Below are 15320 nucleotides of genomic sequence, written 5' to 3'. Positions count from 1 at the left end.
ATCCCCATCGGATGACGGGGCGGTGTCGGTGTCGGCGGCCCGGGTTACCGTGGTGGGGTGACATATCCCGGCGCCGCCCCCGAGTCGTACGCCGACGCTCCGCCCGAGTCGTACGACGTCCCCGACGACCCGTACGCCGGCGCGCGGTGGGACCCCGACCAGCTCGCGCCGCCCGACGATTTCGATGCGCCACCGCCGCCGGTCGACCCCGCGTCGGCCTTCGCCCGCGCGGCCGCCGCGACGGGGACGGCCCGCGAGCTGCCGGCGGTGCGCGACTTCACCGGCCACGACCCGCGCGCCGTTCTGCACGAGGTGTACGGCTACGACGCGTTCCGCGGCGACCAGGCCGACATCGTCCAGCACGTCGTCGACGGCGGCGACGCGGTCGTGCTCATGCCGACCGGCGGCGGAAAGAGCGTCACGTATCAAGTGCCGGCGCTCGTGCGTCCCGGTACGGGGCTGGTCGTCAGCCCCCTGATCGCCCTCATGCACGACCAGGTCGAGGCGCTCATCGCCAACGGTGTGCGGGCCGGGTACCTCAACTCCACGCAGGCGCCCGCCGAGCGCCAGGCCGTCGAGCAGGCATACCTCGCCGGCGAGCTCGACCTCCTGTACGTCGCGCCCGAGCGGTTGAACGGCGCGCAGACCCTCGGGCTGCTCTCCCGCGGTCGCCTCAGCGTCATCGCGATCGACGAGGCGCACTGCGTGTCGCAGTGGGGTCACGACTTCCGCCCCGACTACCTGGCGCTCGGCGACCTCGCCGACCGGTTCCCCGGCGTGCCGCGCATGGCGCTCACCGCCACGGCGACGCCCGAGACCGCGCAGGAGATCGTCGAGCGCCTGCGCCTGCGCGACGCCCGCGGGTTCGTCGCGAGCTTCGACCGTCCCAACATCCAGTACCGCATCGACGCGAAGGTCGACCCGCGTCGGCAGCTGGTGCAGTTCATCCGCTCGCAGCCCGAGGGCTCCGCCGGCATCGTCTACGCCCTGAGCCGCAAGACCGTCGAGCAGACCGCCGCCTATCTGGCATCGCAGGGCCTCGACGCCCTGCCCTATCACGCGGGTCTCGACGCTTCGGTGCGCGCGGCGCATCAGTCGCGTTTCCTCCGCGACGACGGGGTGGTGATGGTGGCCACGATCGCGTTCGGCATGGGCATCGACAAACCCGACGTGCGCTTTGTCGCCCACATCGACCTGCCGAAGTCGGTCGAGGGGTACTACCAGGAGACCGGTCGCGCAGGCCGCGACGGCGATCCGTCGGTGGTGTGGATGGCCTACGGACTGGGCGACGTCGTGCAGCAGCGCCGCATGATCGATCAGTCGCCGGGTGATCGTTCCTACAAGATGCGCCTCGGTCAGCATCTCGACGCGATGCTCGCGCTGTGCGAGACGGTCGGATGCCGCCGGCAGAACCTTCTCGACTACTTCGGCCAACGCTCCGAGCCCTGCGGCAACTGCGACACGTGCCTCACCCCGCCCGACACCTGGGACGGCCTCATCGCCTCTCAGAAGCTGCTGTCGACGATCGTGCGCCTGCAGCGCGAGCGCGGGCAGGCGTTCGGCGCCGGTCACCTCATCGACATCCTGCGCGGGGCGAAGACCGAGCGCATCGCGCAGCAGGGGCACGATCGCCTGAGCACCTACGGTCTGGGTGCCGATCTGTCCGACCAGGACTGGCGCAGCGTGATCCGCCAGCTGCTCGCGCGCGGCGTCATCGTGGCCCAGGGCGACTACGGCACGCTCGCGCTGAGCGAGGCGTCGGCCGGAGTGCTGCGCGGCGAGACACCCGTCCCTCTGCGTCGCGACGCCCTCGGCCGCACGGGTGGCGGCGGGGGGAGTCGTCAGCGCAAGTCGAGCGCCGACGACGTCGCCCCCGACGATCGCGAGCTGTTCGAGGCGTTGCGCGCGTGGCGGGCCGAGAAGGCGCGAGAGCAGGGTGTTCCGGCCTACATCGTGTTTGGCGATGCCACCCTGCGCGCGATCGCCGCCGCCCGCCCCGGCGCGATCGGCGACCTCGACGGCATCACCGGTATCGGCGCCAAGAAGCGCGAGGCGTACGGCGACGGCATCCTGACGGTGGTCGCGGCGAACTGACCCCCGCCACTCCGGCGTGCGGGCCGCCGTTCGGGAATGTTGACCCCCCACAACGACCCCGCGCGGACGGATGCGCGTCCGTTGTGGTGAACCGACAGGAGGTTTGAGTGGTCGTTGTGGGACACCTACCGTGGAGTCATCCCTTTGCAACGTCGAAAGGTGCCGAAATGACCGACGCCGCCGTCCGTCCCACCACGCCCGCCACGAGCACGCGCACGCCCGTGGGCGGAGCGCCCACCGCCGCGCACACCGCGGCCGAGGCCGCCGAAGCCCGCATCGACACCGAGCGGGTCACCGATCTGCTGCTCGGCACGTGGGCCGAGACCCGCCGCGAGGCGCGCGAGATGATCAAAGACCCCGCGCTCTGGCGCGACGACAGCCTCGGCATGGATGCGCACCGCGAGCGCACCCTCAGCCAGCTCCACCTCCTCGTGCAGAACAAGGCCGTGCACCGGGCGTTCCCGAAGCGCCTCGGCGGTGAGGAGAACAACGGCGCCAACATCGCCGGCTTCGAAGAGCTCGTCGCGGCCGACCCCAGCCTGCAGATCAAGTCGGGCGTGCAGTGGGGCCTGTTCGGCTCGGCCGTGCTGCAGCTGGGCACGCGCGAGCACCACGACAAGTGGCTCCCCGGCATCATGAGCCTCGAGATCCCGGGCGCCTTCGCCATGACCGAGACCGGACACGGGTCTGACGTCTCGGCGATCGGGACCACCGCGACCTACGACCCCGAGACCGAGGAGTTCGTCATCCACACGCCTTTCCGCGGTGCGTGGAAGGACTACCTCGGCAACGCCGCCCTGCACGGCAAGGCCGCGACGGTGTTCGCCCAGCTCATCACGAAGGGCGTCAACCACGGCGTGCACTGCTTCTACGTGCCGCTGCGCGACGAGGAGGGGAGCTTCCTCCCGGGCATCGGCGGAGAAGACGACGGTCTGAAGGGCGGTCTGAACGGCATCGACAACGGTCGTCTGCACTTCGACCAGGTGCGCGTCCCTCGCACGAACCTCCTCAACCGCTACGGCGACGTCGTGGCCGACGGCACGTACTCGAGCGAGATCGCGAGCCCGGGGCGCCGGTTCTTCACGATGCTCGGCACCCTCGTCCAGGGACGCGTCTCGCTCGACGGCGCGGCCGCCTGGGCATCGGCCATCGGTCTGACGATCGCGATCACCTACGGCAACCAGCGCCGCCAGTTCGACTCGGGCAGCGGCACCCCCGAGGTGACCCTGCTCGACTACGGCAAGCACCAGCGGCGCCTCCTGCCGCGCCTGGCCACGACCTACGCCGAGATCTTCGCGCACGACGAGTTCCTGCAGAAGTTCGACGGCGTCTTCAGCGGAAAGGCCGACACCGACGCCGACCGCGAAGACCTCGAGACCCTCGCCGCCGCCCTCAAGCCCCTGTCGACCTGGCACGCGCTCGACACGTTGCAGGAGGCGCGCGAGGCGTGCGGAGGACAGGGCTTCCTGTTCGAGAACCGCCTGGTGGGTCTGCGCGCCGACCTCGACATCTACGTCACCTTCGAGGGCGACAACAACATCCTTCTGCAGCTCGTCGGCAAGCGCCTCCTCGCCGACTACGCGAAGCAGTTCAAGGGCAAGGATGCCAAGCAGCTCGCCGCCTTCGCCGTCGGCCAGACCGCCGGCAAGCTCTTCCACGGAGCGGGCATGCGTCAGTTGGGTCAGGCCGTCAGCGACTTCGGCTCGACCGCCCGATCGGTGGAGAAGGGTCTGCGCGCCGAACAGCAGCACGAGCTCCTGGCCGGCCGTGTCCAGCAGATGATCGCCGACATCGCGGGGCGCCTCCGTCCGGCATCCAAGCTCTCCCGCGACGACGCGGCGGCACTGTTCAACGAGAACCAGGCCGAGCTCATCGAGGCCGCGCGCGCGCACGGCGAGCTGCTGCAGTGGGAGGCGTTCACCGACGCCATCAACCGCGTCGACGACCGCGACACCCTGAAGGTGCTGACCTGGCTGCGCGACCTGTTCGGACTGCAGCTGATCGAGAAGCACCTCGCGTGGTACCTGATCCACGGTCGGCTCTCGACGCAGCGGGCCGCCGCCGTCTCCAGCTACATCGATCGCCTCTGCGCTCGGCTGCGTCCGCACGCGCAGGACCTCGTCGACGCGTTCGGCTACGGCCCGGAGCACATCCGCGCGTCGATCGCGTCCGGCGTCGAGGACGACCGGCAGAACGAGGCCGCGTCGTACTACGCCGCCCTGAAGGCTTCGGGCGACGCCCCGGTTCCGGAGAAGAAGCCCGCGCGCTAGCGGCATCCCTGTCGCCAGGACAGGGGATGCGACGAGAACAGGCCGATCCGTGCAGGGTCGGCCTGTTCTCGTGTGATCCCCTGTCCGCGCACGACCCGCGCTCGAGCCGTGCGTGCAGCGCGCTCCCTGATCGTTCGATGTCGGCGGTCCGGCCTAGCCTGGGAGCATGAACGACCTCGTGACCGGAGCCGACGGCGTCACCCGCTGCGCATGGGCCGGTTCCGACGCGGAGTATCAGCGCTACCACGACGAGGAGTGGGGCACCCCGCTGCACGGCGACCGCCCGCTGTTCGAGAAGATGAGCCTCGAGGGTTTCCAAGCGGGCCTCGCCTGGATCACGATCCTGCGCAAGCGTCCGCGCTTCCGCGAGGTGTTCCACGACTTCGAGCCGTCGGTCGTGGCGCGGTTCGGCCCCGACGACGTCGAGCGTCTGCTTCAGGATGCCGGCATCATCCGCCACCGCGGCAAGATCGAGGCCGCGATCGGCAACGCGGCGATCGTCGCGGCCATGGGCCCGGGCGAGCTCGATGCACTGATGTGGTCGTTCGCCCCGGCATCCCACACGCCCCCGGCGACCTTCGCCGAGGTGCCCGCGGTGACGCCCGAGTCGACCGCGTTGAGCAAAGACCTCCGCCGCCGCGGGTTCCGCTTCGTCGGACCGACCACCATGTACGCGCTCATGCAGTCGTCGGGCATGGTCGACGACCACGTTGCGGGGTGCTGGCGTGCGGCCTGACGGCCGCGCGGCCCGAAACGGGTAGACTGGACCCAGGAGCTTTCGCTCCGCGCGTCGTCGAACGCACCGGCCCCTTCTTCTCGGGCCTTTGACCTTCACGGCGAACGGATGCGCCACCCGGCGCCTTCGCCCACTTGGCCGCAGCATCGCGGCATCCCGAACCGCCGTGCGCGCGTGCGCCGCGGCAGGAGTATTCATGACGTCCCAGACTTTTGCCGACCTCGGCGTGCCCGCCCCTCTCATCGACGTTCTCGCCGCCCAGGGCAAGAACGAGCCCTTCCCGATCCAGGCCGACACCCTGCCCGACACCCTCGCCGGGCGTGACGTGCTCGGCCGCGGCAAGACCGGCTCGGGCAAGACCCTCGCCTTCTCGCTGCCGTTGGTCGCGCGTCTCGCCGCGTCCACCGATCGCCGTCGCGGACGCAAGCCCCGCGCGCTCGTGCTCGCCCCGACCCGCGAGCTCGCGAACCAGATCGACGAGGTCATCAAGCCCCTCGCCCAGCCCTTCGGACTCGTCACCACGACCGTCTACGGCGGCGTGAACCAGAAGCGTCAGGTCGACGCGCTGAACGCCGGCGTCGACATCCTCGTCGCGTGCCCCGGCCGCCTCGAAGATCTCATCGGCCAGGGCTTCGCGAACCTCGGCGACATCGAGATCACCGTCCTCGACGAGGCCGACCACATGGCCGACCTCGGCTTCCTCCCCGGAGTCACCCGCCTGCTCTCGCGCACCCCCGCCGACGGTCAGCGTCTGCTGTTCTCGGCGACGCTCGACAACGGCGTGGACAAGCTCGTCAAGCGCTTCCTGCGCAACGAGGTCCTGCACTCGGTCGACGAGGCGCACTCGCACGTCGCCGCGATGACGCACCACGTCTTCGCCCCGGCCGACGCGGATGCCAAGAAGGACCTCGTCCAGACCCTCGCCTCGGGCACGGCGCGACGCATCCTCTTCATGCGCACCAAGCACCAGGCCAAGAAGCTCGCGAAGCAGCTCACCGCCTCGGGCATCCCCGCCGTCGACCTGCACGGCAACCTGTCCCAGCCCGCTCGCGACCGCAACCTCGCCGCCTTCGGCGACGGCCGCGCGAAGGTTCTCGTGGCCACCGACGTCGCCGCCCGCGGCGTGCACGTCGACGGCGTCGAACTGGTCGTGCACGTCGACCCGCCCGTCGAGCACAAGGCGTACCTGCACCGCTCCGGCCGCACCGCCCGCGCGGGCTCCGCCGGCGATGTGGTGACGATCATGCTGCCCGAGCAGCGTCGCGACACCCTCGACATCCTCCGCAAGGCGAAGATCTCCGCCACCCCACAGCCCGTCACCCCCGCCTCGCCCGAGGTCGTGGCGCTGGTCGGCGAGGTCGCGCCGTACGTCAAGCCCGAGCCGGTCGTCGCCCAGCCGCAGGGCGGGGGCCGCTCGCAGGGCGCCAACGCCCAGCGCAAGCCCGCAGCCCGCACCCCGGGCCAGGATGCCGCAGCCCCGGCCGCCGGTGGCGGTCGCCGTCGTCGCGGACGCGGTGGCAGCGGTGGCGGTCAGGGTGCCGAGGCTCCCGCGGCCGCCGGTCACGCGCCCCAGGGCGGGCGCGGCCAGGGCCAGCGTTCGGGTGCCGGACGCGGACAGTCGGCCGGCGGCGCCCAGCGCGCCGGCGTCGCCCGTGCCCAGGGCGCGGGTCGCTCGGCATCCGGTGCCCCGACGACCGGCATGGTCGTCGGGGCCCGTTCGCCGCGCACGAATCGCCGCGCGCAGGGCTGAGCCCCCGTCCCCCGGTGCCCCCGCAGATCCGTCTGCGGGGGCACCGTCGCGTTCCGGTGGGGTCTTCCGGCTCCGCCCGTCCCGTGTGCCGGTGGGGCCTTCCTGCTCCGCCCGTCCCGTGTGCGCAATGGCGGATGCCGCGGGCGGCACGCCGCGGGCGGTCGCCGGTGTCGCGGCGTGTCGGAGCCCCGACCCGCCGCTGTGCTCGCGCCTGACCGGCCCGCCGCCTTCCGCCCGCCGCACCCCCGCCCGCCGCACCCGGCATGCCACACCCCCGCCCGCCGCACACGCCGCACCCCCGCCCGCCGCACCCGGCATGCCGCCCGGACCGGCGCACCCCGCGCCCTCGCTGGCCGATGTCGGTGGTCTGCGCCACACTGGGGACGATCCCGAGGAGGCGCCCATGACCGGTCCCGACGCCCACGACGTCATCCGCGTGCGGGGCGCGCGAGAGAACAACCTCAAGAACGTCGACCTCGACGTGCCCAAGCGGCGTCTTACGGTGTTCACCGGGGTCAGCGGGTCGGGAAAGTCGTCGCTGGTGTTCGGCACCATCGCGGCCGAGTCGCAGCGGCTCATCAACGAGACCTATCCCACCTTCGTGCAGCAGTTCATGGGCGAGCTGTCGCGGCCCGACGTCGATGCCCTCGAGAACCTCAGCGCGACCATCCGCGTCGATCAGGAGCGCATGGCCGCGAACGCCCGCTCCACCGTCGGCACGGCCACCGACGTCCACGCCATGCTGCGCGTGCTCTTCAGCCGCCTCGGTCAGCCGCACGTCGGGTCGTCGCAGGCGTTCTCGTTCAACGTGCCCTCGATCTCCGGAGCGGGCGCGGTGACGATCGCGACGGGTGCGAAGAAGGGGCAGAAGGAGCGCCGATCCTTCGAGATCACCGGCGGGATGTGCCCCGAGTGCGAGGGCCTCGGCCAGGTCGGCGACCTCGACCTCGACCAGCTCGTCGATGCGTCGCTCTCGCTGAACGCGGGGGCCATCCTCGTGCCCGGCTACACGGCCGACGGCTGGATGGTGCGCGTCTTCAGCGAGTCGGGCTTCCTCGACCCCGACAAGCCCGTGCGCGACTTCACTCCGCAGGAGCGCGACGACTTCTTCTACAAAGAGCAGACGAAGGTGCGCATCGCGAACACCAACATGACATACGAGGGGCTCGTCCCCAAGATCACCAAGAGCATGCTGCAGAAAGACCGCGACGCGCTGCAGCCGCACGTCCGCGCCTTCGTCGACCGTGCGGCCACGGTCGTCCCCTGCCCGGCGTGCGAGGGCACGCGTCTCAACGACGGCGCGCGCTCGTCGCGCATCGGCGGCGTCAACATCGCGGATGCCGCAGCCATGCAGATCACCGACCTCGCCGCCTGGGTGGGCACGATCGACGACCCCTCGGTGGCACCGCTCGTGCAGGGTCTGCGCGAGACGCTCGACGCCTTCGTCCACATCGGCCTCGGCTACCTCTCGCTCGACCGTTCGAGCGGCACGCTGTCGGGCGGGGAGGCGCAGCGCACCAAGATGATCCGCCACCTGGGCTCGAGCCTGAGCGACATCACCTACGTGTTCGACGAGCCCACCGCGGGCCTGCACCCGCACGACATCCAGCGCATGAACGAGACGCTCCTGCAGTTGCGCGACAAGGGCAACACGGTGCTCGTCGTCGAGCACAAGCCGGAGGTCATCGACATCGCCGACCACGTGGTCGACCTCGGTCCGCGCGCCGGCCGCGAGGGCGGCGTGATCCAGTTCGAGGGCGATGTCGCGGGGCTGCGGGCTTCCGACACCCTGACCGGTCGCTTCCTCGACCACCGCGCGCACCTCAAAGACAGTGTGCGCGAGGCCACCGGCGCGCTCCCCATCCGGGGGGCGAGCCAGCACAATCTCCGCGGTGTCGACGTCGACATCCCGCGCGGAGTGCTCACGGTGGTGACCGGGGTCGCCGGCTCCGGCAAGTCGTCGCTCATCCACGGCAACCTCCCCTCGTTCGACGACGTCGTCGTGGTCGACCAGACCGCGATCAAGGGCTCGCGGCGCAGCAGCCCCGCGACCTACACCGGCATCCTCGACGCGGTGCGGGCGGCGTTCGCCAAGGCGAACGGGGTCAAGCCGGCGCTGTTCAGCGCCAACAGCCAGGGTGCGTGCGCCGCATGCAAGGGCCTCGGCGTCATCGTGACGCAGCTGGGGTTCCAATCCACGGTCGAGACCGTCTGCGAACTGTGCGAGGGCACCGGGTTCTCCGACGACGTGCTCGAGTACACGCTCGACGGGAAGAACATCGCCGAAGTGCTCGCGATGTCGGTCGCCGAGGCGGGGGAGTTCCTCGTCGCCGGTCCGGCGGTGGCCGTCCTCGGTCGGCTGCGCGATGTGGGGCTCGGCTACCTCACGCTGGGACAATCACTCAGCACTCTGTCGGGCGGAGAACGCCAGCGCCTCAAGCTCGCGATCTCGATGGCGAAGTCCGGTGCCGTCTACGTCCTCGATGAGCCCACGACGGGACTGCACCTCGCCGACGTCGACACGCTCCTTCGGCTCCTGGATCAGCTCGTGGATGCCGGCAACACCGTCGTCGTGATCGAACACCATCAGGCGGTGATGGCGCACGCCGACTGGCTCATCGACCTCGGCCCCGGGGCCGGTCGCGACGGCGGCACGGTCGTGTTCGAGGGGACGCCCGCCGACCTCGTCGCCGAGCGCTCGACGCTCACGGGAGAGCACCTCGCACGCTACGTCGGCGGCTGATCGCCGGGGCGGTCGCGCGCGTCGTCGGTCTCCGGGCACGGGGACCGGCGCACGTCGCGTCGGCACGCGACGAGGTTCCGGTCCCGCAGCTCGCGGTGCGCCGCCGTCTCCGCGGGGGGCTCCGGTCAGCCGCGCGCGGGGAGCGATGCGTCGTGCAGGTGCCGGTCGCCGTGCGACAGCACCTTCACCATGACGCCGCGGCGGCGCAGGTCGGCCACCGCGCGCGTTTCGTCTTCGCGCGTCAGACCGAGCGCGTGAACGCTCGCCACCACGAGCACATCGCCGCGCGTCAGCGTGCCGAAGAATCGGTCGAGTCGGTTCGCCCATCCCTCGAGCGTCTCGGGAGCCGGGTGTCGGAAGCCCTCGATGGGAACCCCGAAGCGCGTCAGGTCGTCACGCTGCTGCACGACGGTGGGCATGTCGGGACGCGACACGACCAGTCCGACGAGGCGGGACCCCGCGGGGCGGGCACGCCACCAGTCCCGATCGCTCTGCAGCTCGGTGAAGCACTTCGGGCACTCGGCCGCGGTATGCATCACGGGCACCGCGGCGCTCCCGGCGGCATCCGTGGATGACGGCATCGTCGGGATCGGATCGCTCATGGAAACCTCCGCGACCATTGTGCCCCACGCTCCTGCGAAACCGCCCCCCGGGCCACGCCCGCGGCCCCTCGTCCCGCCGAGGGCGATGAGTGGCCCGGGAAGTGCCCTTCACGCAGTCCCGCGCCGGGCATACGTGGGACACGCTCGCTACCGCGAACGCCGACACCGACGCCACCCCCAACGCCAACGTGACCCCCACCCCGGCCCGACCCACCGCCCTCAGCCCCCGCACACGGAAGGGCCCGCCGCACGCGACGTGCGACGGGCCCGGGAGTCGGGACTCAGTGTGCCGAGTACCCGCCGTCGACGAGGTGGTAGCTGCCCGAGATGAACGACGCGGCGTCGCTGAGCAGGAACAGCGTCAACGCGGCGACCTCGGAGTCCGTGCCGAGGCGTCCGGTCGCGTGCTCGTTCTCGAGGTGCGTCAGGGCCTCGGGGGTCAGGCTCGAGCGCACCAGCGGGGTGTCGATGAAGCCCGGGCCCACGGCATTCGTGCGCACGCCCTGCTTCGTGTACTCGAGGGCGGCGACCTTCGTCAGACCGACCAGCGCGTGCTTGCTGGCGACGTAGGCCGCGTTCTGCGCGATGCCGACCGACCCGAGGACGGATGCCATGTTCACCACCGCACCGCCGCCGGAGGCGACGATGGCCGGCAGCTGGAACTTGAGGCCGTAGAAGACGCCGTCGAGGTCGACCGCGCGCACGCGGTCCCAGGCCTCGATGTCGTAGTCGCCGATGTTCTGGGGCGGGGCGCCGATGCCGGCGTTGTTCACGGCCAGGTGGAGTCCGCCGAAGGTCGAGCGGGCGAAGGCGACGGCCGCCTCGGAGTCCTCCCACTTCGCGGTGTTCTGCGCGAAGGCCGCAGCGGTTCCTCCCGCGTCGGTGATCTGCTGCACGACGCCCTGGGCGGCATCCTCGTTGATGTCGGTCACGACGACCGACGCGCCTTCCGCGGCCAGCTCCCGCGCGATCGCGGCTCCGATTCCGCTTCCGCCACCGGTGATGAGGGCGACCTTCTGGGCGAACCTGCTCATGGATGCACTTCTCTCCCGCCGTCGAGTCATCGCGGATCTCGCGGTGACCGCATGCGCGTGAATGAAAACCCCGACGCCGGCCGCGGTATTCCGCGTCAGTCGTCCTCGCCGTCGTCGATGCGCAGCTCGAGGCTGAGCTGGTCGGCATCGAGTTCGGCGAGGGCATGCCTGAGCGCGGCCGTGCTGTAGCGGCCGTCGCGGCCGACGTCGTGCAGACGGCGGCGCATCGCCTCGATCGAGGCGAGCCGCAACTCGAGGAAGTCGCGCACGCGCATCGAAGCCTCCTCGTCGGGCGGCTGCACGAGGCGGGCGCCCGCGCGCTCGATCATGTCGGCCGGGAAGGCGGCGCCGTCCCGCCGGACGAGCGAGCCCGACTGCACGGCCGCGATCGCGGCATCACGGAGCTCCGCGTCGAGGGCGCGTTGCTCCTCGCGCGACGGTCCCTCGCCCCCGTCGCCCGCGAGTCCGACCCGGCGGACGACGGCCGGCAGGGTCAGCCCCTGGAGGACCAGGCTGAACAGGGCGACCAGGAAGGCGACGAAGATCAGCAGCGGGCGTTGCGAGGTGTCCTCGGGGAGGGTCTGCGCCGCCGCGAGGGTCACCACGCCGCGCATCCCCGCCCAGACGATGACGCTCCCATGCCGCGCGCCCAACGGGGTGTCGCGGTAGTAGTCCAGATCGGCCAGGGTGCGCGAGATGCGCGTGCGCATCCACCCGATGCGCCGCGCGGCGCGAGCGGGGTCCTCGGCCCGGATGCCGAACTGCTCGGGCGCCGTGCGGTAGGCCTCCTCGAACCGGTCGAGGCGGCGCTGCGCGTCGTCGACGCGTTCCTGGTGACGGTCGGCGCGGCGACTGCGCCGCCCCTGGATCCAGATGAGCCACGACACGTACAGCGCACGGGCCGCGAGGGTGATGCCGAGCGCCGAGAGCGCCAGCCACGTCCCGTGCCAGAGGCCCTCGTGCTCGCGGAGGTTGGCCGTCACGATGTCCTTGAGCTCGAGTCCGAAGACGAGGAAGACCCCGCCCTCGAGGATCAGCTCGATCGTGCGCCAGTTGAGTCGGTCGCTGATGCGCTGCTCCGGGGTGAAGCGCCGTGCCGCGCCCTGTCCGGTCACGATGCCCGCGACCACCGCGGCGACCAGACCCGAGCCGCCCAGGTGTTCGGTCGGCAGGTAGGCGATGAACGGCACGGTGAAGCTCAACGCGGTGTTCGCGGCGGAGTTCGTCACACGCTCGCGCACGCGGAGGTTGACCCAGCCGACGACGGCGCCCAGCGCGAGGGCGATCGCCACGGCCCACGCGAACGAGGCCAGGGCATCGCCGAAGGCGAATCCGGATGCCACGGCTGCGACCGCCGTGCGCAGCAGCACGAGCGCAGTGGCGTCGTTGAGCAGGCTCTCTCCCTCGAGCATCGTCACCACGCGCGGCGAGATGCCCAGGCGCTTGGCGATCGAGGTGGCCACGGCATCCGTGGGGCTGAGGATGGCGCCCAGCGCGATCGCGAGAGCGAGCCCGAGGCCGGGGATGACGGCCCAGAAGAAGAGGCCGAGCACGAGCGAACTGAAGACGACGAGCAGCACCGAGAGCCCGGCGATGGGGGCGAAGTCGCGCCGGAACTCGATGGCGGGAAGCTGCACCGCCGCCGAGTACAGCAGCGGCGGGAGAACCCCGATGAGGATGACCTCGGGGTTGACCGCGAAGGCGGGGACGAAGGGGAGGAGGCTCACCCCCGCGCCGATGGCGAGCAGCACCAGGGGTCCGGCGATGTTGAAGCGCGGCCCGATGACCGTGGCGAGGGCGACGACCACCACGCCGGCGACGACGACGAGGAGCGGATCGATCACCCTCCGAGGCTAGCCCTCCGCCTCTTGCGTCCTCGACCGCGGGGTCTCAGCCCTCCGCGCGGAGGGCGTCGGCGACGGCGTGCAGTCCCGTCAGCGTCTCGGTGAAGCTCGTCGACAAGGGCGACAGCCCGATGCGCAGACCGTGCGGGTCGCGGTAGTCGGGGATCACGTCGTCCTCCCACAGCCGAGCGGTCACCGCACGCATCGCGGGGTGCGACAGCGTCAGATGCCCTCCGCGCTCGGCGGCATCGCGCGGAGACGCGAGGCGCACCCCAAGAGGAGCCAGGATGCCGTCCGCCGCGCGCACCGCGAACTCGGTCAGCGCGGTCGACTTGCGTCGAACCGCCGCGATGCCCGCCTCCGCGAGCAGGTCGAGGGTGTCCTGCATCGCGATCATCGCGAGCACCGGAGGCGTCCCCGACAGGAAGCGGCGCATGCCGTCGGCGGGGTGGTACTGCGGCCCCATCGAGAAGACGTCGGCCGCCCCCATCCACCCCTGCACCGGCTGGGTGAGGCGGCGCTGGTGGCGTGCGGCGACATAGGCGAACGCCGGGGAGCCGGGGCCGCCGTTGAGGTACTTGTAGGTGCACCCGACGGCGAGGTCGGCGCCCCACGCGTCGAGCTCCATCGGCACCGATCCGGCGGAGTGGCACAGGTCCCACAGCACGAGCGCTCCCGCCTCGTGCGCGATCGCGGTGAGCGCGAGGCCGTCGGCGAGGTACCCGGAGCGGTACGAGACGTGGCTGAGCAGCACCACCGCGGTGCGCGGGCCGACCGCGGCGCGCAGCAGGTCGGCATCCACGCCCCGCTCCGTGTCGACCTCCACCCAGACGACGCGGGCGCCCCGCTCGGCCGCGATGCCCTCGACGAGGTAGCGGTCGGTGGGGAAGTCGTCGCGCCCCACCACGATCTCGACCCGCTCGGGGTCGGCCGTGCTCTGCGCGTCAAGCGCGGCGCGGATCAGCTTGTACAGCAGCACGGTGGTGGAATCGCCGATCACCGTCTGCCCGGGGGCCGCACCGAGCGCGAGCGATCCGATACGGTCGCCGATCGCGAAGGGGAGCTCCATCCACGCTTCGTCCCAGCCGCGGATGAGGCGGCCGCCCCACTCCTCGGTCACGAACCGGGAGAGTCGTTCGGCGGTGGCCCGGGGCGGTCGGCCGAGCGAGTTGCCGTCGAAGTACACCAGCGGGGTCTCCGCCCCGACGAAGGCGTCGCGATACGACGCGAGCGGATCGTCGGCGTCGAGGGCCGCCGCCTCGACCTCGAGGGAGGCGTGCGGCACCTCCATGCGGTCGACGGATCCGAAGGCGGGGGAGGGGTCAGTCGACACGCGTGAGCTCCTCGGTCGGGACGACCGTCCCCCGGCTCAGCCAGGTGGGCACGTCGTCGGGGTCGGTGGGGGTCGGACCGGCGATGAAGGTCGAGACGGCGTCCGTCGCCGTGGAGCCGGGCCAGGGATCCGTCAGGGTGGCGACGAGGGCGTCGCCGCGAACGCCCGCCTCGTGCAGGGCGAGCAGCTCGCGGCGGTTCAGCCCCACCGGCAGGGGACCGTTGCCGAGGTCGGTGCCGTACAGCACCCGCCCTCCGCGCGCGGCGAAGGCGCGGACGTTCGCGATCGCCAGGCGCCGGGCCTCGCCGCGGTGGATGTCGAGGGTCGAGATCCACGCCTGCCCGGCCGCGACGGCCCGCGAGATCACCCGGCGCGACAGCGGAGCGTCGAAAGGGGCGTGGGCGAGGGCCGAGACGCCGGCGTCGATCGCGCGCTCCACCTGGCCGTCGCCTTGCGCGTGCGCGACGACCGCGATTCCGCGCTCGCGCGCGCTCTCGACGATCGCGGCGAGCGTGTCGTCGTCGGGGACGGGGCCCGCGTCGGCATGGAGGGCGACCTTGATGACCGACGCGCCGGCATCCGCTTGCGCGTCGACCGCGGTGCGCGCTCCTCCGTCGACTCCCGGATGCCGCGAACTGCCCGTCACGACGCGCACGATGCTCTCCGGTGCCCATGGCCGCCCGGCGGGGTAGCCGCCCGGGACGGTGAGGAACGCTCCCGCGTAGGCGACGTGGGGGAGTCCGTCCGGGCGTCGGGCGAGCGTGACGGGATCACCGCCGAGGTCGACGACGGCGGCGATCCCGCGCCGGGGGAGGTCGGAGGAGTCGACGAGGTGCAGATGCACGTGGTGGTCGACGAAGGCCGGCAGCATCGTGCCGCTCTCGCCGGTCAACGCCCGTCGGACCGACCGCACG

10 protein-coding genes are annotated in these 15320 nt (G+C 71.7%); 5 read left to right on the top strand and 5 right to left on the bottom strand.

Going from position 1 to position 15320, the window contains the following annotated elements; all coding sequences use genetic code 11:
• Positions 1 to 57: 57 nt before the first annotated feature.
• The 5 genes from recQ to RWH45_RS04985 all read left to right on the top strand — a co-directional run bounded on the left by recQ (position 58) and on the right by RWH45_RS04985 (position 9593).
• Positions 58 to 2094, top strand: coding sequence for a DNA helicase RecQ (gene recQ / locus RWH45_RS05005; protein ID WP_315993782.1), 2037 nt, complete (start codon positions 58 to 60; stop codon positions 2092 to 2094).
• Between the two features lie 167 nt (positions 2095 to 2261).
• Entirely contained in the window at positions 2262 to 4364 is a 2103-nt protein-coding gene (locus RWH45_RS05000; protein ID WP_315993781.1) for an acyl-CoA dehydrogenase family protein, read from the top strand.
• A gap of 166 nt (positions 4365 to 4530) precedes the next feature.
• Complete coding sequence (locus RWH45_RS04995) at positions 4531 to 5100, top strand: DNA-3-methyladenine glycosylase I (protein ID WP_315993780.1); 570 nt, start codon at positions 4531 to 4533, stop codon at positions 5098 to 5100.
• A gap of 196 nt (positions 5101 to 5296) precedes the next feature.
• Positions 5297 to 6850: a DEAD/DEAH box helicase gene (locus tag RWH45_RS04990; protein WP_315993779.1), complete on the top strand. Its 1554-nt coding sequence runs from the start codon at positions 5297 to 5299 to the stop codon at positions 6848 to 6850.
• Between the two features lie 403 nt (positions 6851 to 7253).
• Complete coding sequence (locus RWH45_RS04985; protein ID WP_315993778.1) at positions 7254 to 9593, top strand: ATP-binding cassette domain-containing protein; 2340 nt, start codon at positions 7254 to 7256, stop codon at positions 9591 to 9593.
• Between the two features lie 125 nt (positions 9594 to 9718).
• On the opposite strand, the gene RWH45_RS04980 is transcribed toward RWH45_RS04985, so the two are convergent.
• The 5 genes from RWH45_RS04980 to RWH45_RS04960 form a co-directional block, all read right to left on the bottom strand.
• Positions 9719 to 10195, bottom strand: a complete 477-nt coding sequence (locus tag RWH45_RS04980; RefSeq protein ID WP_315993777.1) for a dehydrogenase — start codon at positions 10193 to 10195, stop codon at positions 9719 to 9721.
• Between the two features lie 281 nt (positions 10196 to 10476).
• Positions 10477 to 11229, bottom strand: a complete 753-nt coding sequence (locus RWH45_RS04975) for an SDR family NAD(P)-dependent oxidoreductase (RefSeq protein WP_315993776.1) — start codon at positions 11227 to 11229, stop codon at positions 10477 to 10479.
• Positions 11230 to 11324: 95 nt separating this feature from the next.
• On the bottom strand, positions 11325 to 13073 hold the full coding sequence (locus RWH45_RS04970; RefSeq protein WP_315993775.1) for a cation:proton antiporter: 1749 nt from the start codon (positions 13071 to 13073) through the stop codon (positions 11325 to 11327).
• Between the two features lie 46 nt (positions 13074 to 13119).
• On the bottom strand, positions 13120 to 14364 hold the full coding sequence (locus RWH45_RS04965; protein WP_315994592.1) for a kynureninase: 1245 nt from the start codon (positions 14362 to 14364) through the stop codon (positions 13120 to 13122).
• A 31-nt stretch (positions 14365 to 14395) separates the two neighbouring features.
• On the bottom strand, positions 14396 to 15319 hold the full coding sequence (locus RWH45_RS04960) for an amidohydrolase family protein (protein WP_315993774.1): 924 nt from the start codon (positions 15317 to 15319) through the stop codon (positions 14396 to 14398).
• Position 15320: the final 1 nt, after the last annotated feature.

The sequence above is a fragment of the Microbacterium galbum genome, assembly GCF_032464915.1.
Classification (GTDB): Bacteria; Actinomycetota; Actinomycetes; order Actinomycetales; family Microbacteriaceae; genus Microbacterium; species Microbacterium galbum.
Note: the sequence above shows the minus strand (reverse complement) of the source record. Positions and strands in the feature narration are given on the sequence as shown.

Excerpts from the sequence above, each read along its gene's own strand:
- RWH45_RS04990 (WP_315993779.1), top strand. The coding sequence starts at position 5,297 with ATGACGTCCCAGACTTTTGCCGACCTCGGCGTGCCCGCCCCTCTCATC.
- RWH45_RS04965 (WP_315994592.1), bottom strand. The coding sequence starts at position 14,364 with ATGGAGGTGCCGCACGCCTCCCTCGAGGTCGAGGCGGCGGCCCTCGAC.
- RWH45_RS04985 (WP_315993778.1), top strand. The coding sequence starts at position 7,254 with ATGACCGGTCCCGACGCCCACGACGTCATCCGCGTGCGGGGCGCGCGA.
- RWH45_RS04975 (WP_315993776.1), bottom strand. The coding sequence starts at position 11,229 with ATGAGCAGGTTCGCCCAGAAGGTCGCCCTCATCACCGGTGGCGGAAGC.
- RWH45_RS05000 (WP_315993781.1), top strand. The coding sequence starts at position 2,262 with ATGACCGACGCCGCCGTCCGTCCCACCACGCCCGCCACGAGCACGCGC.
- RWH45_RS04995 (WP_315993780.1), top strand. The coding sequence starts at position 4,531 with ATGAACGACCTCGTGACCGGAGCCGACGGCGTCACCCGCTGCGCATGG.
- RWH45_RS04980 (WP_315993777.1), bottom strand. The coding sequence starts at position 10,195 with ATGAGCGATCCGATCCCGACGATGCCGTCATCCACGGATGCCGCCGGG.